This window comes from Nonomuraea sp. NPDC048916, assembly GCF_040649575.1.
Classification (GTDB): domain Bacteria; phylum Actinomycetota; class Actinomycetes; order Streptosporangiales; family Streptosporangiaceae; genus Nonomuraea.
In genome coordinates this window covers 102,028-127,406 of the sequence record NZ_JBEZFS010000001.1, presented here as the reverse complement: position 1 = coordinate 127,406, position 25,379 = coordinate 102,028, and the positions used below count along the sequence as shown (strand labels likewise).

The following is a 25,379-nucleotide window of genomic DNA, read 5'->3' as shown; positions in this document are numbered from 1 at the left end:
CGGGCTACCGCGTCAGCAGCGAGAGCCGGTGTGCCGCCGCGGCCGCCTCACCTCGGGTGGTGACCCCCAGCTTGGCCAGGATGTTCGAGACGTGCACGCTGACCGTCTTGGCCGAGATGAACAGCTCCGAGGCGATGTCGCGGTTGGTGCGGCCGAGCGCCACGAGGCGGAGCACCTCCAGCTCCCGCGGAGTGAGCAGCTCGGAGCCCTCCTGCTGGTGCGAGCCGACGCCGACGCGGCGCGAGAGCGCCTCGATCTCGCCGATGAGCGGCGCCGCCCGCAGGGCCGCGGCCAGCGGGGCGGCTACGGCGAGCCGGGACGCGGCGCCCTCCCGGTCGCCCGAGCGGGCCGACAGCGCGGCGGCGCGCAGCAGCGCCTTGGCCTGGTTGTGCGGGCGGCTGAGCCGCTCCCAGGCGGCAGCAGCGGCGTCGAAGTCGCCCGAATAGGACAGACGGTACGCCTCGGCGACCGGCCCGCTGACCTTGAGCCTCGACGCCACCTCGGCCGCCTGCTTCCTGACCGTGCGGGCGCGGGCCGGCTCGGTGCCCTCGGACGCGTCGCAGACCGACTTGAGCAACGACAGCAGCCGCCAGCCCAGCATGGCCTTGGGCGACTGGGCCGGGCGGGCCAGGACGCGCTCGGCCACCGCCAGCGCCTGGTCGGGCTCGCCCCTGGACAGGTGCCAGCCGATGCGCAGCCGGGTGCTGTTGGTGATGTCCTGGACGAAGTCCTCCGGCCGCTCCTTGAGCACGCCGATTTCGGCCAGGATGCTCTCGACCAGAGCCAGGTCGCCCCTGCCCAGGGCGACGTCGGCGCGGACGCGGAGCAGGTGGTGACGCTTGCGCAGCGTCGGCCCCAGATTGAGGGCCCGCTCGACGGTCTCGATGGCCTCGTCCCAGCGGCCGATCGCCTCCAGGGTCTCGGCCCGGTTGTTGAGCACGAACAGCCCGCTGACCCGGAGCCGGCCGTACTTCTTGGACAGCCGCCAGCCCTCCTCGCTCAGGTCGAGGGCCTCCTGCCAGCGGCCGAGTTCGTTCAACGCGTCGATGTTGTTGCCGATCGCCCGGGTGATCAGGCGGCCCGAGCCCTCCTGGTGGCCCAGTGCCAGAGCGTCCATGTTGGTGGCGAGCGTGGCCTCGGTCTCTCCCGCGATCGAGTGGCCGAGCGCCTGGTTGAGCAGCAGGTCGCCTTCGAGGCACTTGTCGCCGAGCTCCCTGGCCAGCCGGAGCCCTTCCTCGACGAGCGCGAAGCCCTCGTCGAGGTCGCCGCTGAGCATGAGGTGCCGGCTGATCGTCATCACCACCTCGACGCGGTCGAGCGTGGGCTCGGGCACCAGCCGCAGGGCGTGGCGCAGGTCGTCGAGGACGCAGGTCTTGCCCTTGTCGACCTTGAAGCCGGCCCAGCGCACGATGAGCTTGGCGACCCGGTCCGGCTCGCGCGTCTCGTCCAGCTGGGACAGGGCGGCCTTGACGAACTTGATGCCCCGGTCGAGCTCACCACCGGCTTGCGCGGCCTCGCTGGCCCGTTCGAGCACCGCCGTGTGGTCGGCGCCGATCCGCTCGGCCGCGTCGGGCACCCGGTCCCAGAGCATGAGCACGCGTTCGAGCAGGGGGATCGCCTCGGTGTACGCGAACGCGCGGGACGACTTCCGCGCCGCCTCCCAGGCCGAGACCAGGGCCCAGAGGTCGTCACGCGCGCCGTACCAGTGGTGGGCCAGCTCGACCGCGGCCCGGCCGGGCGGCACGAGCGCGCGGTCGCGGGAGATCTCCTCGGCGTAGCGGGCGTGCAGCCGCTGGTGCTCGCCGGGCAGCAACTCCTCGTGTACGGCTTCGCGGATCAGGGCGTGCCGGAAGACGTAGGCCCGGTTGTCGGCGATCTGCAGCACGTTGCCGGCGATGGCCGGGCGCAGCGCGGTCTCCAGCTCGATGTCGGACAGGCCGCTCACCGCGGCGAGCAGGGCGTGGCCGACCCGGGTGCCGCCGGCGGCGGCCATGCGCAGCACCCGCTGGGTCTCCTCGGGCAGGCGCTCGACCGCGCCGAGGATCAGGTCCTGCATCGACTGGGGGACGACGCTGTCGGCGCCGCTGTCGAGCAGCGCCTCGACGAACAGCGGGATGCCTTCGCTGCGGTCGTAGACCTTCTGCACCGTGGGGTATTCGGGGGCGTTGCCGAGGATGCCGGCCATCTGCTGGGCCACCTCGTCCCTCGTCAGGCGGGGCAGGTCCAGCCGGTAGACGCCGTCGACCCGGCCCAGCTCGGCGAGCACCGGCCGCAGGGGGTGCTGCCGGTGCAGGTCGTCGGAGCGGTAGGTCATGACGATCAGCACCTGCGGGGTGCGCAGGTTGCGGCTGAGGAAGGCGATGAGGTCGCGGCTGGACCGGTCGGCCCAGTGGATGTCCTCGATCAGCAGGATCGTGGGGCGGTTGTCGGCCAGCCGTTCGAGGAGGGTGAGGAACTGCTCGAAGAGCCGGGCGCGGCCGGCGTCGGTCTCGCCGTCGCCGCTCGGCTCGCCGAACTCGGGCAGCAGCCTGGCCAGGTCGCGCTCTGCGCCCTCCGGCAGCAGCGCGGCGACCTGGCCGGGGCCCTGCTCTCTGACCAGCTGCCTGAGCGCCGCGGTGAACGGCGCGTAGGCCAGACCCTCGGTGGAAAGCTCCACGCAGCCGCCGTACAGGACCCGGGCGCCGTCTCTGGCCGCCTGCTCGACGAACCTCTGGACCAGCCGGGTCTTGCCGACCCCGGCCTCGCCGCCGAGCAACACGGCCGTCGCGGCGCCCTTGCGGGCCTCGTCGAAGACCTCGGAGAGGGACGCCAGCTGCTCTTCCCGTCCGACGAAGACAGGACTCACCGAACGTCCCAGCATGTCATCAAGCATGTCATGCCTTACATAGCGCTTTCGACGGGTTTTCGGGCCTTACGGGGGTACAGAGGCCCGGCCGCGAGGGAGGATGCGGCCGGGCTCTCGTGGGGGGGTCATGCTTGGCGGCGCTTGCCGAAGACCGAGCGGCGCTCGGCCTTGTTGGCGCGCTGGGCCTCCCGTACCTGGCGGTGCCGGGCGGCGGCCGCCCGTAGTTCGGTCGCCTGGCTCTTCATGAGCTGGTACTCAAGCTCGGGATTCATGGTGTCTCCTGAAATTTCGTGCTTCTTCCTGACACCCTTAAGACTCCCCCTAAGGCCCACCCCGCCACATCGGGCGGATGTCCTATCTCTGGCGGACTATCGGCCGAGGTATACCTAGGCCCCCCACCCCGGCCGCCTTAGGTCACTCGCCCCCGGTCGTCAGGCCGGGGCCACCGTCGTCGTTTCCCGAGGCGACGGTCCACGTGGGGGGCCATGTCAACCCCATGTCAGCCCCACAGGAGACAGGCGGCGATAGATCCGGTTTGGAGGTAGCCCGCCTGGTCGGCGATGCTGTGGAGGTGTCAACTGTGACTACCTCGCTCGCGGACGTCGCCTCGTCCAACGCGACGCTGCGAGCCCTCCTGCACGGCCTGCCCGGTGTCGACCGGGTCGGCGCCGACCAGCGGGCAGCGATGCTCGGCACCCGTTCCATCAAGACGACAGCCAAGGCCAAGGCCATCGACCTGGCCATCTCCATGGTCGACCTCACGACGCTCGAAGGCGCCGACACCCGGGGCAAGGTCCGGGCGATGTGCGCCAAGGCCATGCACCCGGGCGACGGAGCCCCCACCGTGGCGGCCGTCTGCGTCTATCCCGACCTGGTGGCGGTGGCCGCCGAGGCCGTGGCCGGCTCGGGGGTCAAGGTGGCCTCGGTCGCGACCGCGTTCCCCAGCGGGCGTTCCTCTCTTGAGGTGAAGGTGACCGACACCGCGCTCGCCGTCGCCGCGGGCGCCGACGAGATCGACATGGTGATCGACCGCGGCGCCTTCCTGTCCGGCGACTACCTGAAGGTCTTCGAGGAGATCGTCGCGGTGAAGGCCGCCTGCGGCGAGGCTCACCTGAAGGTGATCCTGGAGACCGGCGAGCTGTCCACCTACGACAACGTACGGCGCGCGTCCTGGCTGGCCATGCTGGCCGGCGCCGACTTCATCAAGACCTCCACCGGCAAGGTCTCCCCGGCGGCCACGCCCCCGGTGACGCTGATCATGCTGGAGGCGGTGCGCGACTTCCGCGACCAGACGGGCAGGCAGGTGGGGGTGAAGCCGGCGGGCGGCATCCGCACCACCAAGGACGCCATCAAGAACCTGGTCCTGGTCAACGAGACCGCGGGCGACGACTGGCTCTCGCCCGACTGGTTCCGGCTGGGCGCGTCCTCGGTGCTCAACGACCTGCTGATGCAGCGCCAGAAGCTGGCCACCGGCCGTTACGCGGGCCCCGACTACTTCACCCTGGACTGATCATGGCGATGTTCGAATACGCACCGGCGCCCGAGTCGCGCGACATCGTCGACCTCAGTCCGTCCTACGGGCTGTTCATCGACGGCGAGTTCGTGGACGGCTCGGGGACGTTCTTCAAGACCGTGAACCCCGCGACGGAGGAGACGCTGGCGGAGATCGCCACGGCCTCCTCCGACGACGTCGACCGCGCGGTCCAGGCGGCCAGGAAGGCCTTCGGCGGGTGGAGCGCGCTGCCAGGGGCGGAACGCGCCAAATACCTGTTCCGCATCGCCCGCGTCATCCAGGAGCGGGCCCGCGAGCTGGCCGTGCTCGAGACCCTCGACAACGGCAAGCCCATCCGCGAGTCGCGCGACGTCGACCTGCCGCTGGTCGCTGCCCACTTCTTCTACTACGCGGGCTGGGCCGACAAGCTGGGCCACGCCGGGTTCGGGGCCGATCCCCGGCCACTCGGCGTGGCCGGCCAGGTCATCCCGTGGAACTTCCCGCTGCTCATGCTGGCCTGGAAGATCGCGCCGGCACTGGCCTGCGGCAACACCGTCGTGCTCAAGCCGGCCGAGACCACACCGCTGACCGCGCTGCTGTTCGCGGAGATCTGCGTGCAGGCCGGCCTGCCGCCCGGCGTCGTCAACATCGTCACGGGCGCCGGTGACACCGGGGCCGCCCTGGTCGCGCACCCCGACGTCAACAAGGTGGCCTTCACCGGCTCCACCGAGGTGGGCCGCGTCATCGCCCGCACGGTGGCCGGCACCGACAAGAAGCTCACCCTGGAGCTGGGCGGCAAGGCCGCGAACATCGTGTTCGAGGACGCCGCGCTCGACCAGGCCGTCGAGGGCATCGTCAACGGCATCTTCTTCAACCAGGGGCACGTGTGCTGCGCGGGCTCCCGGCTGCTGGTGCAGGAGTCGATCCAGGAGGAGCTGCTGACCGCGCTGAAGCGCCGCCTCGGCACACTCCGGCTCGGCGACCCGCTCGACAAGAACACCGACATCGGCGCGATCAACTCGGCCGAGCAGCTGGCCAAGATCCGCACGCTCAGCGAGGCCGGCGAGCAGGAGGGCGCCGAGCGCTGGTCGCCCGCCTGCGAGCTGCCCGACCGGGGCTACTGGTTCCCGCCGACCCTGTTCACCGGGGTGGCGCAGTCGCACCGCATCGCGCGCGAGGAGATCTTCGGGCCCGTGCTGTCGGTGCTGACCTTCCGCACCCCGGCCGAGGCCGTGGAGAAGGCCAACAACACGCCGTACGGCCTGTCCGCCGGGGTCTGGACCGAGAAGGGGTCCCGCATCCTGTGGATGGCCGACCGGCTCCGGGCCGGAGTCGTCTGGGCCAACACCTTCAACCGGTTCGACCCCACCTCGCCGTTCGGCGGCTACAAGGAGTCGGGGTACGGCCGCGAGGGCGGGCTGCTCGGGTTGGAGGCCTACCTTGACGTGTGACCATCGCCGGGGCCGTCGCCGGACCCGCCGCGAGCAGGCCACCCGGGGCCACGCCTTCGCCCGCGCGGGCCGGCCCGTACGCACCGGCTGGTATGCCCACCGCTGCGGCGTGAGCCGGTGCGGTCAGGTGTTCGTGCCGGTGCAGATGTCGCAGGAGATCACATGGAGGGGGCGCGGCGATGAGTAGGTTGGCCGTTCGCAAGACCTACAAGCTGTTCATCGGCGGGGCCTTCCCGCGCTCTGAGAGTGGGAGGTCCTACACCGTGACCTCGCCCAAGGGAGACTTCCTCGCCAACGCCTCGCGGGCCTCGCGCAAGGACGCCCGCGACGCGGTGGTGGCGGCCCGCAAGGCGTTCCCCGGCTGGTCCGGGGCCACGGCCTACAACCGGGGGCAGATCCTCTACCGGATCGCCGAGATGCTGGAGGGCCGCCGCGCCCAGTTCGCCGAGGAGCTGGGCACCGGCCGCAAGGCGGCGCTGGAGGCGGTCGACGCCACCGTCGACCGCCTGGTCTGGTACGCCGGCTGGTCCGACAAGATCGCTTCGGTCCGCGGCACCGCCAACCCGGTCGCGGGGCCCTACTTCAACCTCTCCTCGCCGGAACCCACCGGAGTGGTGGCCGTCGTCGCCCCTGCCGACCCCCTGCTGGGGTTGGTCTCGGTCGTGGCGCCCGTGATCGTGACGGGCAACACGTGCGTGGTCATCGCCTCCGAACGATCACCCCTGGCGGCGATCACCCTGTCGGAGGTGCTGGCCACCTCCGACCTGCCCGGCGGCGTCGTCAACGTCCTCACCGGTCACCAGGAGGAGCTGGCGCCCTGGCTCGCGGCCCACATGGACGTCAACGGCCTCGACCTGACCGGCGTCGAGGACACCGACCTGGCGCTGAGGTGCGAGCAGGCGGCGGTCGAGAACCTCAAGCGGGTCCTGCGGCCCTCCTCTGAAGACTGGGCCGATGATCCGGCCCTCACCCGTATGACCCGCTTCCTGGAGACCAAGACCGTCTGGCACCCCCTGGGCGTCTGACGTCTCATCTCCCGCCGGCGACAGGGGTGCGCCACACCCACCACTCAAGGTGGGTGTGGTGTCCACCCCCAGGACCCCGGCCGTCGCCCGCCGCCGTCGACGGCCGGCGGGCTCAGTAGGAGAAACCGGGCGGGTGGACGAGCGGGTGGGCCGTCTCCAGCTGGGCGGCCAGGCCCAGCAGATGCGGCTCGCCGCCGGGCGGGGCGACGAGCTGCACCCCGATCGGCAGCCCGCTGGAGTGGGTGGCGATCGGCACCGCGAGCGCGGGCCAGCCGCACATGTTCCACGGCCCGGTGGCGGGGGCGTACCTGATGTTGGCCAGCAGGTTGCGCGTGAGGCCGCGCCGGCCCCAGCGGTCGGCCCTCGGCGGGATGGCGGCCAGGGCGGGCGTGATGAGCACGTCGGCGTCACCGAACCACTGGTCGGCACCGTAGCTCTGCCAGCGTTCGCGGCTCCGCTCGCCGTCGAGACTCAACGCGGCCAGTACGCGGCCGCCGCGGGCGAGGGCACGCGTGCGGCGTTCGAGGCGGCCCCGGTCGAGCCCGTCGGCCGCCTCCGAGGCCCGCGCGAGCCAGGTGGCGACCGTGGCGGGGCCCAGCCAGAACGGCAGCCTGCGGTTGCGCTCGACCACCGTGTGCCCGGCGATCCGCAGCGTCTCGGCGGCGGCGCGTACGGCGGACTGGAACTCCGCGTCCATCGGCAGCCCGGCGGGAAGCGGCTGCGGGGAATAGGCCACCCGCAGGTCGAACGGCTCGGGACCGGACGGCGGCCGCTGGGGCTCCCACATCTCGTCGTCGTCGGCCCAGACCGACCGGAGCATCCGCGGCGCCGGCTCGACCCGCGCGCCGCCGCGCCACGCCTCGGCCAGTGTCGGGTCGGCCGCGAGCACCGAGAGCATCAGCGCGAGATCGGCGACGCGGGCGGCCAGCGGGCCGTTCTCGGTGAGGCCGTGCCAGTCGTTCGACGGGGGCGGGACCAGGCCAGTTCCCGGCTTGATGGCGAACACGCCGCAGCAGGCCGCCGGGATGCGCAGCGAGCCCATGCCGTCGTTGCCGAGCGCGAGCGGCACCATGCCCGCCGCCACGGCCGCGGCGCTGCCCGCCGACGAGCCGCCCGCCGTGCGGGACGGGCTCCAGGGGTTGCGCACGGTGCCGTACGCGCTGTCGCCGAAGGCGACGAGCCCCAGCTCGGGCAGGTTGGTCAGGCCGATCACCACGGCGCCGGCCGCGCGCAGCCGGGCGACCGTCTCGTGGTCGCGCGGCGCGGGAGTGTCGGCCGTGACCGCGGAGCCGCCGCGTGTGGCCTCGCCCGCGACCTCCAGGTTGTCCTTGACCGCCACGGGCACCCCGGCGAGCGGCAGGTCCGCCAGGTCACGACGTTCGCCCAGGGCCCGCGCCTCGGCCACGGCCCGCTCCCTGACCAGGCGGAACGCGCCCACCCGTGGATCGCGCTCGGCGATGGCCCCTAGATGCTCCTCGACGACGGTGACGGCCGCGACCTCTCCCTGCCGCACGGCCGTCGCGATCTCGACAGCGGACCTGCCTGCCCACAACATGCCTAGAAGTGTGCAGGTTTTCACCGTTGGTTGCGAGGATCCCGTCCGGCCTGCTTCAACGAGAGCCGGAGCGCGTACTCGATCTGCGCGTTGACGCTGCGCAGGTCGTCGGCCGCCCACTTGGCGATCGCGTCGTAGACGGCCGGATCCAGCCGCAGCAGCAGCTTCTTGCGAGCCGGCGGCCCCGCCGCAGGCGACTCGGGCTCCGCCGGCTCGTCTTCGCGCTCAGGCATAGAGACTGCCGGTGTTCACCACCGGCTGGGTCGCCCGGTCACCGCACAGCACGACCAGGAGGTTGGACACCATCTGCGCCTTGCGCTCCTCGTCCAGCTCGACGACGCCTTCGGCGGCCAGCCGGTCGAGCGCCAGCTGCACCATGCCCACCGCGCCCTCGACGATCCGCGTGCGCGCGGCCACGATCTGGCCGGCCTGCTGGCGGACCAGCATGGCCTGGGCGATCTCCGGCGCGTAGGCCAGGTGCGTGATGCGGGCCTCGATCACCTCGATCCCGGCCAGCTCGGTGCGGTCGCGCAGCTCGGTGGTCAGCTCGGTCGCCACCTCGGCGCCGTCACGCAGGCTGGTGCGCTCGGAGTCGTGGGAGTCGTAGGGGTGGGTGGTGGCCAGGTGGCGGACCGCCGCCTCCGACTGGATCGCGATGTACTGCTCGTAGTCGTCGACCGCGAACGCGGCCTTGGCCGTGTCGGTCACCTTGTAGACGACCACCGCGGCGATCTCGACCGGGCTGCCGTCGGCGTCGTTGACCTTGAGCTTGGTCGTCTCGAAGTTGCGGACACGCAGCGTGACCTTGCGCTTGGTGGTGAAGGGCAGCACCCACTGGAAGCCCGCGTCGGAGATCGACCCCACGTAACGGCCGAGGAACTGCACCACCTTCGCCTCGTTCGGGTTGACCACCGTGAACCCGCTGGCGACCAGCGCGACGAGCACGCCCCACGCGATGCCGAGGACCTCCAGCCAGATCGCGGCCACGGCGCCGCCCAGCACCAGCAGGACGAGCAGGACCAGGAACCCGTTCAGTCGGAAAGCACGTCGTTCCATCGCAACTCCTTGCTATCGGGGTGATATCACCATGATAGCTCGCCAAGTTTCTCCGGTGCGAACGGAATTTCCTTCGCCATCCGCCGGCGCCCGGCGTGGGCGAGCAAGGGATTGCCGGAGAGTACGACGGTGGACGACGTGCTCCGGGCGATCAGTTCTTCAGCCACACCCGGAGCGGGCCGATCGGGACGAAGCCCTGCCTGCCGGCGGCCGTCACGTCCCCCTCGTAGCCGACCAGCGCGCGACCCGGGAACAGCTCGGCGGCCATGGCGACCGTGCCGGCCCAGGCGGTGTCCTCCGCGCAGCCTTGGGCGAACACGTTGGAGACGCCGGCGACGCGGCCGCTCTGGTTGAGCACCGAGCCGCACACCAGCTCACCGCCGAGCCTGCCGGCCAGCACGGCGATGTCCTGCCGGGCCGGCAGGGCGGGCCGGAACAGGGCGTGATCCTCGCCCGGGAAGCAGGCCCGCTCCCAATCGGCGAGCGCGGCCGGGTCGCGGACCACCTCCCAGGTGACGCCCTCTCCGTCCCGCTCTCCTGCCTTCCGCCGGGGAGCGGGACGGTGGATCCACTGCGCCTCGAACAGCACCTCGAACCCAGCCGGCCGCAGGTCGAGCGTGGCGAAGCCGTCCTTCACCGACGCGCCGGGGCCCCGGTCGATGGCGTCGAGCACGTCGCCGGGCGTGGCGTCGGGGGAGAGGGTGACGGCGTCCGGGTAGTAGAGCGGGGTCCTGGCCGGGCTGGTCCAGGCACGCGGGCCGAAGTCGCCCGCGATCCCGTGCGTCCGGCACACCGCCTCGCACCATTCGGCGTTGTTGAGTGCGGCCTCGATGACGGTCATGCGGTCCGTTTCAGTGTCAGCACGGTGGTGGGGCCCCAGCCTGACGGCCCTCAGGGTAGCGCCCGTTTCGCGCGCCGGGTCGGTGCGGCGGTGAGGGGATCCTCCGGCCAGGGATGCCTGGGGTAGCGGCCGCGCAGCTCCGCCCGGACGGACCGGTAGCCGTCGCGCCAGAACGACGCCAGGTCGGCCGTGACCGCCACCGGACGGCCCGCCGGGGAGAGCAGGTGGACCAGCAGCGGCACCCCCGCGATCCGCGGCGCCTCGTCCCAGCCGAACAACTCCTGCAGCTTCACCGCCAGCACCGGCTGCTCGCCCGAGTAGTCGACGCGGATCCGTGAACCGGTCGGTACCTCGACCCGCTCCGGCGCCACCTCCTCCAGACGCTCGCTCCACGGCACCAGCCGCCGCAGCGCCGAGGCCACGTCGACGCGTTCCAGGTCGGCCCGGCGGCGCGCCCTGGACAACTCGGGTTCGAGCCACCGGTCGGCCAGCTCGACCAGGTCGTCCATCGGAGGCCAGGGATCTCCGAGCGCGCGGTGGCAGAACGCCAGTCGATCCTTGACGGCCAGCGCCTCCTTCGTCCAGGTCAGCACGTTCTCGGTGCGCAGGCCGGTCAGGACGGCCGCGCGGACGTCGGCGTCCTTCAGCGGGACGGACGACAGCTCGATCGCGCCGAGCCGCTCCACCACGCGGGCCGAGACGTCGCCGCGCCGCTCGCCCGGCGGGGTCCGCCAGGCGACCTCCTCCTCGGTGGTGACGGGGACGACCTGCCGCGCGGTCTCCTCGTCGATCACCACGGCCTGCCTGACGCGAGCCGACGCCGAGCCCGCTGGCCGGTCGGCGACCGCGACGGCCAGCCATCGCGCCGACCCCAGCCGCGACCCTTCGGCCGGCTGCGCCTCGGTGCCCGACGCCATCAGGTAGCCGCCGCCGCGCCTGCGCGCCACCCGCTCGGGAAACGCCAGCGCCACGACCAGCCCGGCCAGCGCGTCATCACTCAGCCCCTCGTTCCCCGCCCCGGTTCGCTCGCCTTGCGGCGTCGCGCGGCGCAGCCGGCCGGCCTCCCGGCGCCAGCGGGCGGCGAAGCCGTCGGTGCCCCGGCGGGCCGCGCGCCAGATCTCGACGAGGTCGTCGCCGGCCTCGCGGGGCAGGGGCTCGGACAGCAGCGCGACCACGTCGGCGGCGCGCGGCCCGGCGTCGATGAGCGCCCTGGCCAGGCGGGGATGGACCCCGGCCCGGGCCATGCGCCGGCCGCGCCCGGTGACGCGGGCACCTCCGGCGGGAGTGAGCTCCAGGGCGCCGAGGGCGTGCAGGGTGCGGGTGGCGGCGGAAAGGGCGGCGGCCGGGGGTGGGTCGAGCAGGGCGAGGCCGGTGGCGTCGGGGACGCCCCAGCAGGCCGCCTGGAGCGCGAACCCGGTCAGGTCGGCGAGCGCGATCTCCGGCCGCGCGTGCTCGGCCAGCCGCTCGTGCTCGGCCTCCGGCCAGCAGCGGTAGACGGTTCCCGGCGCCTCGCGGCCGGCCCGCCCGGCGCGCTGGGCGGCCGACGCCCTGGAGACGCGGACCGTGGTGAGCGAGCCGAGCCCGCGGGCGTGGTCGGTGCGCGGCTCCCTGGCCAGCCCCGAGTCGACGACCACCCGGACGCCGGGCACGGTCAGGCTCGACTCGGCCACCGACGTGGCCAGCACCACCCGGCGGGCCGAGCCGGGAGACAGCACGGCGTCCTGGACGCGGGCCGGGGCCTGGCCGTGCACCTGGAGGACCTCGACGTCGCCGAGCATCGCGGCCACCCTGGCGATCTCTCCGACGCCGGGCAGGAAGCACAGCACGTCGCCCTGTCGTTCGGCCAGCGCCCGCCGCACCACATGGGCGACGTGGGACAGCAGCGCGGGATCGACGCGCAGCCCGTGCGGAGGCGCGACCGGCCGGGCCGGCGGCGCCCACACGATCTCGACGGGATGCGTCGCCCCCGTCGCCCTGACGATCGGCGCCATCCCGGCCTCGGGCACGGGCGAGGCGGCTGCGGGCGCGGACGCGGACGCGGGTGAGGTGGCCTCGGGCGAGGTGGTTCCGGGCGCGGCCCCGGGTGAGGTGGCTCCGGGTGTGGTGGCTCCGGGTGAGGTGGTTCCGGGTGAGGTGGCGAGGAGGCGGGCCCAGGGGAGAGCGTCGGCGGTGGCCGAGGTGGCGAGCAGGCGCAGGTCGGGGCGGAGCGTGTCGCGGACGTCGAGCAGGAACGCGAGCGCGGTGTCGGCGTCGAGGTGGCGTTCGTGGCATTCGTCCAGCAGCACCACGTCCACTCCGGCCAGCTCCGGATCCCGCTGCAGGCGCTGGAGCAGGACACCGGTCGTGACGACCTCGACCATGGGGTTGGCGCCCACCCGGCGCTCGCCCCTGATCGTGTAGCCGACGCCCATCCGCTTGGCCGCGGCCCGCACGGCCAGCCGCCGCGGCTCGGCGACCAGCACCCGCAGGCCCGCCTCGGCCAGCGCGAGCGGCACGACCGTCGTCTTGCCCGTGCCCGGCGGGGCGGTCAGCACCGCCGTGCCGTGCCGGTCGAGCTCGGCGAGCAGCAGCGGCAGGACGTCGTGGATGGGCAGGCGGTCAGACGGGCTCATGCGCCGCGGTCAGCACCGAGTCGAGCAGGCCGGGGAAGCGGGCGTCGAGGTCGTCGTGGCGCAGGCTGATGTATTTCTTCCGGCCCTCCTGCCTGGACATGATCACTCCGGCGTCCCGGAGCATGCGGTAGTGGTGGGAGGCCGTCGACTTGTGGACGCCCAGATCGTCGCCCGCGGTGGAGCAGGTCATCTCGCCGTGCGCGGCCAGCCTGCCGACGATCAGCAGGCGTACGGGATCGGACAGCGCCTTGAGCACCTCGGTGAGCTGGATGTCTTCCGTGGCCGGATGCGGGAGCAGGCGCATGGCTCGACGATACCTCCGTCTAACTGTTTGACATACATCCAACTATACGTCAGTTTGATGCCTGTCCAACTTTATCCTCCGGAGGCCACGTGAATCCCCGGCTCTATCCGCTCGCGGTAGGAAATTTCGCCATTGGCACCGGCATGTTCGTCACCGCCGGACTCCTCTTGCCGATCTCCGGCGATCTCGGCATCTCGCTGCCGGCCGCGGGTCAGTTGATGACCGTCTTCGCCCTGGCGTACGCGGTGCTGTCGCCGTTGCTGGCCGCGCTGACCGCGCGCCTGCCGCGCAGGAGGCTGCTGCTGATCGCGCTCGCGGTCTTCGTGCTGGGCAACGTCCTGTCCGCGCTCGCGCCCACGTACCCCCTGGTCCTGGCCACGCGAGTGATCGCGGCGGCGGGGGCGGCGATGTTCACGCCGACGGCGTCCGGCGTGGCGACCGCGCTGAGCCCGCCCGAGCGCCGGGGACGCGCGCTGGCCCTGGTGATGGGCGGACTGGCCGTCTCGTCCGCGATCGGCGTGCCGCTCGGCACCTGGCTGGGCGACGTGTCGGGCTGGCGGGCCACGCTCTGGCTGGTGGCCGGGCTCGGCGTGCTGGGCTTCGTGGGTGTCGCGGCCGTGGTGCCCGACGTCACGGTCGTCACGACGGCCCGGCTCGGCGAGCGGTTCGCGCCGCTGCGGGACCGGAAGGTGCTGGTGGTGCTGGCCACGCAGCTGCTGATGTTCGCCGGCGCCTTCACCGCCTACACCTACCTCGGATCGCTGCTCGACCTGCCGCTGGCCGCCGTCCTGTGGGCCTGGGGGCTGGGCGGCGTCGTGGGCAACCAACTGGGCGGGAGGCTCACCGACAGGTTCGGGCCGCGGCGGATGGTGCTGATCGGGCTGGCCGCGGGCACCATGGCCACGGCGCTGATCCCCGTCGCGAATTTGGCGCTGCCCGTCGGGCTGGTGTGGGCGTTCCTGTGGGGTGTCCTCGGCTGGCTGATCGCCCCGGCCCAGCAGTATCGAACCGTCGCGGCGGTGCCCGGCAACGTGCCCGTCGGGCTCGGGCTGCTCTCCTCCGCGCAGTACGTCGGGCTGTTCGTGGCGGGCGTCGCCGGAGGCGTGGCGCTCGACTGGTACGGCAGCGCGGGCGTGATCGCGCTGGCCACCGGGTTCTGCCTGGTCGCGCTGCTCTTCACGCTGGCGACCTACCGGCGGGAGGCAGCGCTCGCACGAGCGGTCCCGGCCCCGTCGCCGACCGGGTAGCGGCGCCCGCGTCAGCCCTGGGCCGGGATCCAGCCCAGGGTGACCGCGAGGATGACGAACAGGCCCAGGGCGATGCGGTAGAAGACGAAGCCGGTGAACCGGTGGCTGCTGATGTATTTCAGGAACCAGGCGACGGCCGCGTAGCCCACGACGAACGAGATGACCGTGGCCACGATGGTCGGGCCCCACGCCGGGGCCGGGCCCTCACCGATCTGGCTGAGCTCCAGCATGCCCGACAGCAGCACGGCGGGGATGGCCAGCAGGAACGAGTATCTGGCCGCGTCCTGCCGACGGTAGCCGAGCAGCAGGCCGGCCGTGATGGTGCCGCCCGAGCGGGAGACGCCGGGGATGAGGGCGAGCGACTGCGCGAAGCCGTACGCGATGGCGTGGGTGAAGCCGAGGTGTTTCTCCAGCGTGAACGTGTCGCGGGCCCTGCGGTCGGCGAACCAGAGGATCAGGGCGAACACCACGAGCGTGGTGCCGACCAGGCGCAGGTCGCGAAAGACGCCCTCGATCTGGTCCTTGAACACCAGACCGAGGACGCCGATGGGCAGGCTGCCGACGATGACGTACCAGCCCATGCGGGCCGCATGGTGGGAGCGCAGCGCGGGAGTCCACAGGGAGCGGGTCCAGGTGGAGAGGATCTCCCAGATCTCGCGGCGGAAGTAGATCAGCACGGCCGTCTCGGTGCCGAGCTGGATGACCGCCGTGAAGGCGGCGCCGGGATCCTGCCAGCCGAAGAACGCCGAGACGACCCGGATGTGGGCGCTGGAGGAGATCGGCAGGAACTCCGTGAGCCCCTGGATGAGCCCCAGGATCACCGCTTCGAACCAGCCGATCACGAACGCACCTTCCACGAGCCCGGAGTGATGAGGTGAGGCTAGCGGAATCAGGGAACCGACAAGTGAACGCGGAGGAGACAGCCGGGCATCGCTAGGCGCGGTCGCCGCCTGACGCGTCGCGTGCGGCCACGGTCCAGGCCCCTGCGGCGTCGCGGGCGTAGTCGGCGAAGTCCCGGGCGGGGCGGCCGAGCGCTTCGCGCACGCCGTCGGCCACGTAGGCGTTGCGGCCGTCGAGGATCTCGGTGAAGAGCGCGGTCAGCAGGCCGATCTCGGCCTCGGGCACGCCGTGCTCGGCCGCCGCCGCCGCGTACTCCCCGGCCGTCACCGGCAGGTAGGCGATCTGCCTGCCGGTCGCCTTCGACAGCTCGTCCGCCACGTCGGCGAACGTCATCAGCCGCGGTCCGGTCAGGTCGTAGAGCCGGCTCGCGTGCTCCGGCCCGATGAGCGCGGCCACGGCGACGTCCGCGATGTCGTCCACGTCCACGAACGGCTCGGCCACGTCGCCGGCGGGCAGCGCGATGACGCCGTCGAGCACCGGCTCCAGCAGGTAGCCCTCGCTGAAGTTCTGCATGAACCAGCCGCACCGGACGATCGTCCACTCGGCCCCCGACTCCCGGACGACCCGCTCGGCGGCCTCGGCCAGCGGCTCGCCCCGGCCGGAGAGCAGGACCAGCCGTCTGACCCCGCTCCGGACGGCGAGCGAGGTGAACGCCCGGATGTCGTCAAGCGCGCCGGGGAAGGCGAGGTCGGGATAGTAGGTCAGGTAGACCGCGTCGACGTCGCGCAGGACGGCCGCCCAGCCGTCACGGTCGGCCCAGTCGAAGGGCGGCTCGGCGGAGCGCGAACCCACCCGTACGGGCAGGCCGAGAGCGGTGAGCCGGTCAGTCACACGGCGGCCGGTCTTGCCCGTGCCGCCCAGCACCAAAGTTGTCATGCACCCAGTAAGCCGGAAGGCTGTGAGACTATCCATCGTTGAGAAGCGCAATGCCATATGCGATCGTCTAACCCATGGACCGGTTGGCGGCACTCCTCGACGGCCCCCGAGCCCGCGGCGCCTTCCTGCTGCGTTCGATCATGGATCCGCCCTGGTCGCTGCGGATCCAGGACGAGGCTCCGCTGACCCTGGTGGCGATGACCCGGGGGGTCGCCTGGGTGACGCCCGGCTCCGGTGACCCGGTGCGCGTCGGCGAGGGCGACGTCGCGATCATGCGTGGGCCCGAGCCGTACATCGTCGCCGACGACCCCGCCACCCCGCCGCAGATCGTCATCCACCCCGGCGAGCGCTGCACCACGCTCGACGGCGAGTCGCTGTACCAGGCGATGGACCTCGGCGTACGCACCTGGGGCAACTCCTCCGACGGCGGCACGGTGATGATCACCGGCACCTACCAACTCGAAGGGGAGATCACCCGGCGGCTGCTGGAGGCCCTGCCGGCGCTGCTGGTCGAGCCGGGCGGCCCGGTCATCTCGCTGCTCGGCGCCGAGGTGGTCAGGGACGAGCCGGGGCAGGAGGCGGTCCTCGACAGGCTGCTCGACCTGCTGCTCATCACCGTGCTCCGGTCGTGGTTCGCCTCCCGCGAGGCGCCCGGCTGGTATCACGCGATGGGCGACCCGGTGGTGGGCAGGGCCATGCGGATGCTGCACAACAATCCCGCTCACCCGTGGACGGTCGCCACGCTGGCCACCGAGGTGGGCGTCTCGCGGGCCTCGCTGGCCCGGCGCTTCACCGAGCTGGTGGGCGAGCCGCCGATGGCGTTCCTCACCGACTGGCGGCTGGCACTGGCCGCCGACCTGCTGCGCGAGCCGGGCGCCACGATAGGCTCGGTGGCCAGGAAGGTGGGTTATGGCAGCCCGTTCGCGCTCAGTGCCGCCTTCAAGAGGGTGCGCGGGATCAGCCCGCAGGAGCACCGGGCGGGAGCCGACAGGTGAAGCCGTTGCTGCTGGTAGACGTCGACGGGGTGCTCAACCCCTTCGGGTCGCCCGGTCCTGACTTCAGGCGCTACAGGTGCACGGTCGACGGCGTCGTCTACACCGTCCACCTCAACTCCAGGCATGGCACCAGGCTGCTGGAGCTCGCCCTGCTCACGGGTGCCGAGCTGGCCTGGGCCACCACCTGGGAGCATCACGCCAACGAGTGGATCGCGCCCCGTGTCGGCCTGCCGGAGCTCCCGGTCGTGCCCATGGGGCCCGGCCGCGACAGCGAGGTGGGCGAGATGTTCAAGACCCGGCACGTGGGGGCGTACGTCGGGGACCGGCCGTTCGTCTGGTTCGACGACCAGGTGCGCTGGGAGGACGAGAAGTACCTGAGGGACCGTCAGGGTCTCGGTGATTTCCTGCTCGTCCCCGTCGAGCCCAATCGCGGTCTGACCAGCCAACACCTCGCGGCGGCCCGCGACTGGCTGACCCTATCGGGGTTTTCTCAGGGTTCCTAGCGGGATAGGTGTGGGCGGCCCACCCGTTGTTCAGGTAGGCGCGAACCACACGGAGGAAATGATGTACCGCTCTCGCAAGCACAGGATCCTGGCCGGCGTCTGCGGCGGCCTCGCCGACAAGATGGGCCTGCCGCCGACCCTCGTCCGGATCCTCTGGCTGATCCTCTCCCTGTTCCCGGGCCCGATGTGGGTCGTCTACGTCGTCATGTGGGTCCTCGTCCCCGAGGAGCCGGAGAAGTACTAAACGCGTTCTATCCTCGAACCATGGAGGCAAGGCCGCTGACGCTCATCCAGGATGAGCTGGTCGACTACGACAAGGCGATGGAGCGCATGACCGACCTCGTCGGCGAGCGCCAGCGAGACGAACGGCCGGACACCCTCTGGCTGCTCAGCCACCCGTCGGTCTACACCATCGGGCGCCGCACGCCGCAGGCGCACCTGCCCGACCCCTCGCGCGGCATCCCCGTGGTCGAGACCGGCCGCGGGGGCCAGCTCACCTATCACGGTCCCGGCCAGCTGGTCGGCTACCTGATCGTGAAGCTGGGCGAGGAGGAGCGGATCGTCGACTACGTGCGCGAGGTGGAGCTCCGGCTGGTCGAGGCGCTGGGCGAGCTCGGCCTGGCCGCCGAGCGCCGCGACACCCCGCCCGGCTCCGAGCTGCTGACCGGCGTCTGGACCTCCGAGAGCGGGCGCAAGATCGCCTCGATCGGCATGCGCCAGAGCCGCGGCGTCACCAGCCACGGCTTCGCGCTCAACGTCGACGGCGACCTCGATCCCTGGCAGTGGGCGGTCGCGTGCGGCATGCCCGACGTCGACATGACCTCGCTCAAGCGGGAGGTGGGCGACGCGGCGATGGACTCCGTCCGCGTCGCCGTGGCCGCCTCTTTCGAGGCATCCTGAACCAGTCGCGCGGAAACGCCCGCACCTCGGCATCGTGTGCGCCGCCGGTCAAACAGAGCCGCCGGTCAAACAGAGGGGTACGGCAGCCGTACCCCTCTGCTTGGAGACCGTCAGGGGACGGGGAGTTCGTCGATCGTGCGTCGGGGACCGGTGAACCAGTGGCGGGCCGACAACACCCACCACAGCGCGATGCCGATCAGCACCACCCCCACCGCGATCGGCGCGTAGTTGACCGAGGTCCAGGTGAAGCCCTCGTTGCCGGGCACCCCTGCGGGGGAGAACGGCATGACGAAGTAGATCGAGACGATCACGATCTCCACGCACGCGATCCAGCACAGCACGCGATACTTCTTGCCCAGCGTCCACGGCCCGGGTGTGAAGTCGTCGCCCATCTTCAGCCTGAGCCAGATCGGGATGAGGAAGGCCAGGTAGAGGCCGATGACCGCCATCGACACCACGGCGTAGAAGGCGACCGGGGTGGTCGTTCCGGCGGGGGCGTAGAGCGCGGGCAGGGTGATCAGCGCCGCCACCGCGCAGCCCGCGAGGATGGCGTTGACCGGGGTCCGGTTGCGGTCGATCTTCGACCAGATCCGCCAGCCGGGCACGGCTCCGTCCCGGGAGAACGCGTAGGTCATCCGCGACATCGAGGTCACGCAGCTCATGCCGCAGAAGAACTGGCCGATCGTGGAGATCGCGAAGATCGCGGTCGCCAGCGGGGACGAGAGCGCCGTCTCGAAGATGGCGCCGACGAAGCCCTGCTGCTCGTTGATCGCGTCGACGTTCGTCGCCGCGAAGAGGAACGCCAGCAGCAGGATCCAGCCGCCGATGGCCGAGTAGAAGATCGACTGCCAGAGCCCGCGGGCCGCCGAGGTGGCGGCTCCCTGGGTCTCCTCCGACACGTGCGCGCACGCGTCGAAGCCGGTGATCGTGTACTGCGTCAGCAGGAAGCCGAGCGGCAGCACGTACAGCCAGAACGGCAGGCCGCCGTCACCGTCGCCGAATCCGGAGTTGTTGATCGTCTCGGTGAAGACGAACCCGAGCGACTGGTGGTCGCTGGGCGCGAAGATCAGGATGCCCACGATGATCGCGGCGCCGGCCACGTGCCACCAGACCGAGATGTTCTGCAGTAACGAGATGAGCCGGTGGCTGAAGATGTTGATCAGCGCGTGGAGCCCCAGCACGATCACGAACAGCAGGAACGCCTGCGACAGCGTGCCCTCCCATCCGCCGCCGGTCAGCCGGGTGAGCGTGATGTTGAGGAAGGTCGCGCAGCCGTAGTCGACGGACGCGGTGACCGCGATGAGGCCGATCAGGTTGAGCCAGCCGGTGAACCAGCCGTGGATCGGCTTGCCCAGCTTGGCGGCCCACCAGTAGATGCCGCCGGCGGTCGGGTAGGCGGAGACCAGCTCCGACATGCAGAAACCGATGATCAGGATGAAGGCGGAGATCAACGGCCAGCCCCATGAGATGGCGATGGGGCCGCCGTTGTTCCAGGCTTGGCCGAAGGTGGTGAAGCATCCGGCGAGGATCGAGATGATGGAGAAGGAGATGGCGAAGTTGGAGAACCCGCTCCAGGTGCGGGCCAGCTCTTGCTTGTAGCCGAGCTCGGCGAGTCGCCTGGAATCCTCTTCGGTGGTCATGAGGCTCCCTGGGGGGCGTGGAGAACTCACTATTTGGTCTATATCTAGACCTTTCCGATCGTAGGAGCAAGGCGTTACAGGTGGGTTTCGCGCTCGTCCCGTTCACCCCTGCTTGTCTGCGAGGTCGGCGACGGTCTCGGCCACCGCGTCGACCTCGGCCTCGGTGTTGTAGTAATGGGGCGACAGCCGCAGGGCCCAGTCGACGTCCTTGTCGGCGAAGTCAAACTGGGCGAACTCCCGGAAGCTCAGCGCCGAGTTGATGCCACGGGTGTCCATGGCCTGCTTGAACGGCTCCGCGTCCCAGCCGCTGATCTCGAAGGTCACCAGCGCGGCCGGGCGCGGCCCGCGGTCCAGGACCCTGACGCCGGGGATGGCGGCCAGCCGGTCACGCAGGCGGTCGCCGAGCGCGGGAGTGCGGCGGGAGATGGGGCCGAGGCCGACGTCAAGGGCGTACCGGACGGCGGCCGCGCAGCCGAGCAGGGTCGCGTACGGGAACTCCCACTCCTCGAAGCGGGCCGCGGTCTCGACCGGCCGATAACGTCCCGGCTCGACCCAGCGGGCGCCGTACATGTCGATGAACAGCGGCTCGAACCCGGCACGCAGGACGCGGTCGGACACGTACAGGAAGCCGGAGCCGCGTGGGCCGCGCAGGAACTTGCGGCAGGTGGCGGTGAGCAGGTCGCAGCCGATCTCGTTGACATCGATCTCGTACTGGCCGACCGTCTGGCAGGCGTCGACCAGGTACAGCAGGTCGAGCTCGCGGCAGTGGCGGCCGATCTCGGCCACCGGCTGGACCAGGCCGGAGTTGGTGGGCACGTGCGTGACGGCGACGAGGCGGGGGCGGCGGGAGCGCATGAGGGCGGCCATCGCGTCGATGTCGACCCCGCCGCCGCCGGGAAGGTCCGGGGCGTGCACGATCTCGACGCCGTGTCTCCTGCGCAGCGCGAGGAAGGCGATCTGGTTGGAGATGAAGTCGTTGCGTGTGGTCAGGATGACGTCGCCCGGCTCGAAGGCGATCGCGGACAGCGCCTTGGTGTAGGCGTGGGTGGCGCTGCCGGCGAAGGCGATGTTGCCGGGAGCGCATCCGATGAGCTCCGCGATCGACGCGTGGAAGTCGCGGACCTCCTCCGCACGCGCGGCGGACGCCTCGTAGCCGCCGATGCGGGCTTCGAGCTCCAGGTGGTCGAGCATGGCCTGGAGGACGGGCCGGGCCAGCAGGCCGCAGCCGGCGTTGTTGAAATGGATCATCGATGCGCAGCCAGGGGTGTCGGCTCGCAGCGCCGTGAGGTCGAGAAGCGTTTCTCCGGCTGGCTCAAAAGCGCTACTATCATTTCTCATGTCAGAGAGTAGCACTTTCGACGTGCTGGTCGCGAGCCTGCAAGCGCAGATCGCCGGGCTGCCCCCTGGAGCCAGGCTGCCGAGCAGCCGCGACCTGACACGACGGCACGGCGTCAGCCCGGTGACGGTGGCCCGCGCCATCGCGCTGCTGGCCGCCGAGGGGGCCGTCGTGACGCGCCCCGGCAGTGGCACGTTCGTGGCCGCCCGCCGCACCGGCTCGGCCACCGCCGGAGGCGACACCTCCTGGCAGGCCGTGGTGCTCGCAGACCGCAGCGTGACCGTCTCGTCCGTGAACGGCCTGCTCGGCCCGCCTCCGGCCGACGCCGTCGATCTGGCCGGCGGCTACCTTCATCGATCGCTTCAGCCGACCAGGGCGCTGGCCGCCGCACTGGCGCGGGCGGCGCGGCGGCCCGACGGGTGGGACCGCGCGCCGACCGCGGGCCTGGCGCCACTGCGCACGCTCTTCGCCAGGCTGGCGGGGGGCGACGTGAGCGCCGACGACGTGCTCGTCACCGGTGGCGGGCAGGGCGCCCTGTCGATGGCGTTCCGGGCGATCGCCGCGCCGGGCAGTCCGATACTGGTCGAGTCGCCGACCTACCCCGGGGCCCTCGTTGCCGCCCGTGCCGCCGGACTGCGGCCGATCCCGGTGCCGATGGACGACGACGGGATCCGCCCCGGCCTGCTCGCCGACGCGTTCGCCACCAGCGGGGCGCGGCTGCTCTACTGCCAGCCGGCCTTTCACAACCCGACCGGCACCGTGCTCGGGCCGGGCCGCCGCAGCCAGATCGTCGACGTGGCCCGCGCCGCCGGAGCCTTCATCCTCGAGGACGACTTCGCACGGCACCTGGGGCACGGCGGGGCGGTGCCCCGCCCGCTCGTCGCCGACGACCCCGACGGCACGGTGGTCTACCTGACCTCGTTCACCAAACCGGCCGCACCGAGCCTGCGCATCGGCGCCATGATCGCCCGGGGCCCGGTGATGGAGCGGCTGCGCGCGATGCGGCTCGTCGACGACTTCTTCATCGCCCGCCCCCTCCAGGAGGCGGCCGTCGAGCTGGTCAGCACCCCGGCCTGGGAACGGCATCTGCGGGCCCTGGCCGCGGCGCTGCGGGAGCGCTGCGCGACCCTGACCGCCGCGCTCACCCGCGAGGCGCCCGGCTGGACGATCACCCGTATGCCGGCCGGCGGGCTGCACCTGTGGATCCGGCTGCCCGGCGGTGACGTCGAGGTCGCGCAGGCGGCCCGGGCCCAGGGTGTGGCGATCAGGCCGGGCCGTGACTTCTTCGCGGCCGAGGCGCCGGGCGCCTACCTGAGGGTGGGCTTCGCCGCCGCCACCGACCTCGCCGAACTCGCCGAAGGCGCGCGCCGCCTGGGCGAGATCGCCCGGGCCGCCGACGGCCCGGGACGCGCGGTCACTGGCTGAACGCGTCGATCGCCCCCTGACAGAACGCCTTGAGGTCGTCCGGCTTGCGGCTGGTGACGAGGACGTTGAGGCCCGCCGTGCACACGACGATCTCCCGGTCCACCCAGTTGGCGCCCGCGTTGCGCAGATCGGTCTGCAGACTCGGCCAGGAGGTCACCATCCGGTCGCGCACCACGTCGGCCTCGATCAGGGTCCACGGGGCGTGGCAGATGGCGGCCACCGGCTTGCCCGCCTCGAAGAAGTCGCCCACGAACCGCACCGCCTCGGGCACCATGCGCAGGAAGTCGGGATTGGCGACGCCGCCCGGCAGCACCAGGCCGTCGAAGTCGGCCACCGAGACGTCGCCGACCGTGCCGTCCACGGCGAAGGTGTCGCCCCTGTCGAGGTGGTTGAAGGCCCGGATCCGGCCGGAGCCGGTGGAGATCAGCTTGGGTGTGCCGCCGGCCTGCTTGATCGCCTTCCACGGCTCGGTGAGCTCCACCTGCTCGACCCCTTCAGGGGCTACGAGGAACGCGATCGTCTTTCCCCGGATCATCTGACTCCCCCTTGCTGAGATGCGTGTCCTCCTCTCCCTTACCGGGGTGTCGGGTTGTATGCAGGGTTGTGTGCAGGGTGTGCCCGGCCCACGCCGCGGCGGCGCCGGCGGTCGGCAGGCGGGACACCGGCCCACCCTGACGGGCGGGTGACCTAGCATCGGGCTACATGAGCGCGACCATGGTGGTGAAGGATCTCACGGCAGGTCACGGCGAGCGGGTCCTCTTCTCCGGCCTCGACCTGGTGGTCGGGCCCGGCGATGTGATCGGGCTCGTGGGGGCCAACGGCGCGGGCAAGTCCACCCTGCTGCGCCTGCTGGCCGGCCTCGACCGGCCCGAGCACGGCACCGTACGCCTCAGCCCCGCCACCGCCACGGTGGGCCACCTCCCGCAGGAGCCCGACCGCCGGCCCGGCGAGACGGTCAAGGAGTTCCTGGCCAGGCGCACCGGCGTCGCACGGGCGCAGCGCGACCTCGACGAGGCCACCCAGGCGCTGGTGGAGGAGCGGCCGGGCGCCGACGACGCCTACAGCCTGGCGCTCGAACGCTGGCTCTCGCTGGGCGGCGCCGACCTGGAGGAGCGGTCGGAGGAGATCGGCCTGGCCGTGGGTCTCGACCAGCAGATGACCTCGCTCTCCGGCGGCCAGGCGGCCCGTGCCGGGCTCGCCTCGCTGCTGCTCAGCCGCTACGACCTCTTCCTGCTCGACGAGCCGACCAACGACCTCGACCTCGACGGGCTCGACCGGCTGGAGGGGTTCGTCAACGGGCTCCGGGCCGGCACGGCGCTGGTCAGCCACGACCGGGAGTTCCTGGCCCGGACCGTCACCAAGGTGCTGGAGCTCGACCTGGCGCAGCAGCGCATCAGCCTGTTCGGCGGCGGCTACCAGGCCTACCTGGAGGAGCGGGAGGTGGCCAGGAGGCACGCCCGCGAGCAATACGAGGAGTACGCCGGCACCCGCGCCCAGCTGGAGGCCCGCGCCCGCACCCAGCGCGCCTGGATGGAGAAGGGCGTGAAGAACGCCCGCCGCAAGGCCACCGACAACGACAAGATCGGCCGCAACCTGCGGGTCGAGACCACCGAGAAGCAGGCCGCCAAGGCCCGCCAGACCGAGCGGCTGATCGAGCGGATGGAGGTCGTCGAGGAGCCGCGCAAGGAGTGGGAGCTGCGGATGGAGATCGCCGCCGCGCCTCGCTCGGGCGCGGTCGTGGCGACGCTGCGCGGCGCGTTGGTCAGGCGCGGCACGTTCACGCTGGGCCCGGTCGACCTGGAGATCGGCTGGGCCGACCGGGTGGCGATCACCGGGGTCAACGGCTCGGGCAAGACCACGCTGCTGGGCGCCCTGCTGGGCCGCACGCCGCTGGACGAGGGGCACGCCGCGCTCGGCCCCGGCGTGGTGGTCGGCGAGGTGGACCAGGCCAGGAGGTTGTTCGAGGGCGACGAGCCGCTGCTGGAGGCGTTCGCGCGGCACACGCCCGAGCTGGTGCCCGCCGACGTGCGGACGCTGCTGGCGAAGTACGGGCTGAAGGCCGGCCACGTGCTGCGGGCCGCCTCGACCCTGTCGCCCGGCGAGCGGACCCGCGCCGCCCTGGCGTTGCTGCAGGCCAGAGGGGTCAACCTGCTGGTGCTCGACGAGCCGACCAACCATCTCGACCTGCCGGCGATCGAGCAGCTCGAATCGGCGCTGGCGACGTATCCGGGCACGCTGCTGCTGGTCACGCACGACCGCAGGATGCTCGACGCCGTGCGGGTCGATCGCCGGCTCAGAGTGGACGGCGGAAAGGTTTCCCAGTCGATCTGAAAATTTACACCGAATCAGGAAACGAAGATGAAACAATTTTCCGTA

Annotated in this window: 24 protein-coding genes; 11 read left to right on the top strand and 13 right to left on the bottom strand. The window is 71.8% G+C overall.

The features are described from left to right. Positions 1–4: 4 nt before the first annotated feature. Both AB0C16_RS00630 and AB0C16_RS00625 read right to left on the bottom strand, forming a co-directional pair. Complete coding sequence (locus AB0C16_RS00630; protein WP_357677337.1) at positions 5–2,860, bottom strand: AAA family ATPase; 2,856 nt, start codon at positions 2,858–2,860, stop codon at positions 5–7. A gap of 110 nt (positions 2,861–2,970) precedes the next feature. Then, positions 2,971–3,117, bottom strand: a complete 147-nt coding sequence (locus AB0C16_RS00625; protein ID WP_357677335.1) for a hypothetical protein — start codon at positions 3,115–3,117, stop codon at positions 2,971–2,973. 308 nt (positions 3,118–3,425) lie between these two features. On the opposite strand from AB0C16_RS00625, the gene deoC reads away from it, so the two are divergent. Genes deoC through AB0C16_RS00605 form a run of 4 tightly spaced genes read left to right on the top strand, consistent with a single transcriptional unit; the run spans position 3,426 to position 6,813 of the window. Next, complete coding sequence (deoC, locus tag AB0C16_RS00620) at positions 3,426–4,355, top strand: deoxyribose-phosphate aldolase (RefSeq protein ID WP_357677333.1); 930 nt, start codon at positions 3,426–3,428, stop codon at positions 4,353–4,355. Between the two features lie 8 nt (positions 4,356–4,363). After that, entirely contained in the window at positions 4,364–5,788 is a 1,425-nt protein-coding gene (locus tag AB0C16_RS00615; RefSeq protein WP_357677706.1) for an aldehyde dehydrogenase family protein, read from the top strand. Then, positions 5,778–5,975, top strand: coding sequence for a hypothetical protein (locus AB0C16_RS00610; RefSeq protein WP_357677331.1), 198 nt, complete (start codon positions 5,778–5,780; stop codon positions 5,973–5,975). Before AB0C16_RS00615 ends, AB0C16_RS00610 begins: the two co-directional genes overlap by 11 nt. Continuing rightward, entirely contained in the window at positions 5,968–6,813 is an 846-nt protein-coding gene (locus AB0C16_RS00605) for an aldehyde dehydrogenase family protein (protein WP_357677329.1), read from the top strand. The genes AB0C16_RS00610 and AB0C16_RS00605 overlap by 8 nt, the downstream gene beginning before the upstream one ends. Positions 6,814–6,925: 112 nt before the next feature. On the opposite strand, the gene AB0C16_RS00600 is transcribed toward AB0C16_RS00605, so the two are convergent. The 6 genes from AB0C16_RS00600 to AB0C16_RS00575 form a co-directional block, all read right to left on the bottom strand. Continuing rightward, positions 6,926–8,368 carry an amidase family protein gene (locus tag AB0C16_RS00600; RefSeq protein WP_357677327.1) on the bottom strand — a complete coding sequence of 481 codons (1,443 nt, stop codon included), beginning with the start codon at positions 8,366–8,368 and terminating at the stop codon, positions 6,926–6,928. Between the two features lie 20 nt (positions 8,369–8,388). Next, complete coding sequence (locus AB0C16_RS00595; RefSeq protein ID WP_357677325.1) at positions 8,389–8,601, bottom strand: hypothetical protein; 213 nt, start codon at positions 8,599–8,601, stop codon at positions 8,389–8,391. Continuing rightward, entirely contained in the window at positions 8,594–9,424 is an 831-nt protein-coding gene (locus AB0C16_RS00590) for an SPFH domain-containing protein (protein WP_357677324.1), read from the bottom strand. The genes AB0C16_RS00595 and AB0C16_RS00590 overlap by 8 nt, the downstream gene beginning before the upstream one ends. Positions 9,425–9,575: 151 nt before the next feature. Continuing rightward, entirely contained in the window at positions 9,576–10,265 is a 690-nt protein-coding gene (locus AB0C16_RS00585) for a hypothetical protein (protein WP_357677322.1), read from the bottom strand. A 50-nt stretch (positions 10,266–10,315) separates the two neighbouring features. After that, a complete protein-coding gene (locus AB0C16_RS00580) occupies positions 10,316–12,877 on the bottom strand; it encodes an ATP-dependent helicase C-terminal domain-containing protein (protein ID WP_357677320.1) in 2,562 nt (853 codons plus the stop codon). Further along, positions 12,864–13,181 (bottom strand): metalloregulator ArsR/SmtB family transcription factor, encoded by a 318-nt coding sequence (locus tag AB0C16_RS00575; RefSeq protein ID WP_357677318.1) that lies wholly within the window; start codon positions 13,179–13,181, stop codon positions 12,864–12,866. The genes AB0C16_RS00580 and AB0C16_RS00575 overlap by 14 nt, the downstream gene beginning before the upstream one ends. Positions 13,182–13,270: 89 nt before the next feature. On the opposite strand from AB0C16_RS00575, the gene AB0C16_RS00570 reads away from it, so the two are divergent. Further along, positions 13,271–14,428 (top strand): MFS transporter, encoded by a 1,158-nt coding sequence (locus tag AB0C16_RS00570; protein WP_357677316.1) that lies wholly within the window; start codon positions 13,271–13,273, stop codon positions 14,426–14,428. An 11-nt stretch (positions 14,429–14,439) separates the two neighbouring features. Here AB0C16_RS00570 and AB0C16_RS00565 read toward each other — a convergent pair whose 3' ends face one another. Both AB0C16_RS00565 and AB0C16_RS00560 read right to left on the bottom strand, forming a co-directional pair. After that, entirely contained in the window at positions 14,440–15,270 is an 831-nt protein-coding gene (locus AB0C16_RS00565) for an undecaprenyl-diphosphate phosphatase (protein WP_357677314.1), read from the bottom strand. Positions 15,271–15,361: 91 nt separating this feature from the next. Further along, entirely contained in the window at positions 15,362–16,204 is an 843-nt protein-coding gene (locus tag AB0C16_RS00560) for an NAD(P)H-binding protein (RefSeq protein ID WP_357677312.1), read from the bottom strand. Positions 16,205–16,278: 74 nt separating this feature from the next. Here AB0C16_RS00560 and AB0C16_RS00555 point away from each other — a divergent pair, with 74 nt between their 5' ends. The 4 genes from AB0C16_RS00555 to lipB all read left to right on the top strand — a co-directional run bounded on the left by AB0C16_RS00555 (position 16,279) and on the right by lipB (position 18,602). Beyond that, positions 16,279–17,199, top strand: coding sequence for an AraC family transcriptional regulator (locus AB0C16_RS00555; protein ID WP_357677310.1), 921 nt, complete (start codon positions 16,279–16,281; stop codon positions 17,197–17,199). After that, entirely contained in the window at positions 17,196–17,702 is a 507-nt protein-coding gene (locus tag AB0C16_RS00550) for an HAD domain-containing protein (protein WP_357677308.1), read from the top strand. Before AB0C16_RS00555 ends, AB0C16_RS00550 begins: the two co-directional genes overlap by 4 nt. 61 nt (positions 17,703–17,763) lie before the next feature. Then, on the top strand, positions 17,764–17,946 hold the full coding sequence (locus AB0C16_RS00545) for a PspC domain-containing protein (RefSeq protein ID WP_357677306.1): 183 nt from the start codon (positions 17,764–17,766) through the stop codon (positions 17,944–17,946). 20 nt (positions 17,947–17,966) lie between these two features. After that, complete coding sequence (gene lipB, locus AB0C16_RS00540; protein ID WP_357677304.1) at positions 17,967–18,602, top strand: lipoyl(octanoyl) transferase LipB; 636 nt, start codon at positions 17,967–17,969, stop codon at positions 18,600–18,602. A 110-nt stretch (positions 18,603–18,712) separates the two neighbouring features. On the opposite strand, the gene AB0C16_RS00535 is transcribed toward lipB, so the two are convergent. Together AB0C16_RS00535 and AB0C16_RS00530 are read right to left on the bottom strand one after the other, a co-directional pair. After that, on the bottom strand, positions 18,713–20,242 hold the full coding sequence (locus tag AB0C16_RS00535) for an amino acid permease (RefSeq protein WP_357677302.1): 1,530 nt from the start codon (positions 20,240–20,242) through the stop codon (positions 18,713–18,715). A gap of 102 nt (positions 20,243–20,344) precedes the next feature. Further along, positions 20,345–21,490: an aminotransferase class V-fold PLP-dependent enzyme gene (locus AB0C16_RS00530; RefSeq protein ID WP_357677300.1), complete on the bottom strand. Its 1,146-nt coding sequence runs from the start codon at positions 21,488–21,490 to the stop codon at positions 20,345–20,347. Between the two features lie 88 nt (positions 21,491–21,578). Here AB0C16_RS00530 and AB0C16_RS00525 point away from each other — a divergent pair, with 88 nt between their 5' ends. Then, entirely contained in the window at positions 21,579–23,003 is a 1,425-nt protein-coding gene (locus tag AB0C16_RS00525) for a PLP-dependent aminotransferase family protein (RefSeq protein WP_357677298.1), read from the top strand. On the opposite strand, the gene AB0C16_RS00520 is transcribed toward AB0C16_RS00525, so the two are convergent. Further along, entirely contained in the window at positions 22,993–23,538 is a 546-nt protein-coding gene (locus tag AB0C16_RS00520) for a type 1 glutamine amidotransferase domain-containing protein (RefSeq protein WP_357677296.1), read from the bottom strand. The genes AB0C16_RS00525 and AB0C16_RS00520 overlap by 11 nt on opposite strands. Before the next feature lie 167 nt (positions 23,539–23,705). On the opposite strand from AB0C16_RS00520, the gene AB0C16_RS00515 reads away from it, so the two are divergent. Continuing rightward, positions 23,706–25,334, top strand: a complete 1,629-nt coding sequence (locus AB0C16_RS00515) for an ABC-F family ATP-binding cassette domain-containing protein (protein WP_357677294.1) — start codon at positions 23,706–23,708, stop codon at positions 25,332–25,334. Positions 25,335–25,379 lie beyond the last annotated feature (45 nt).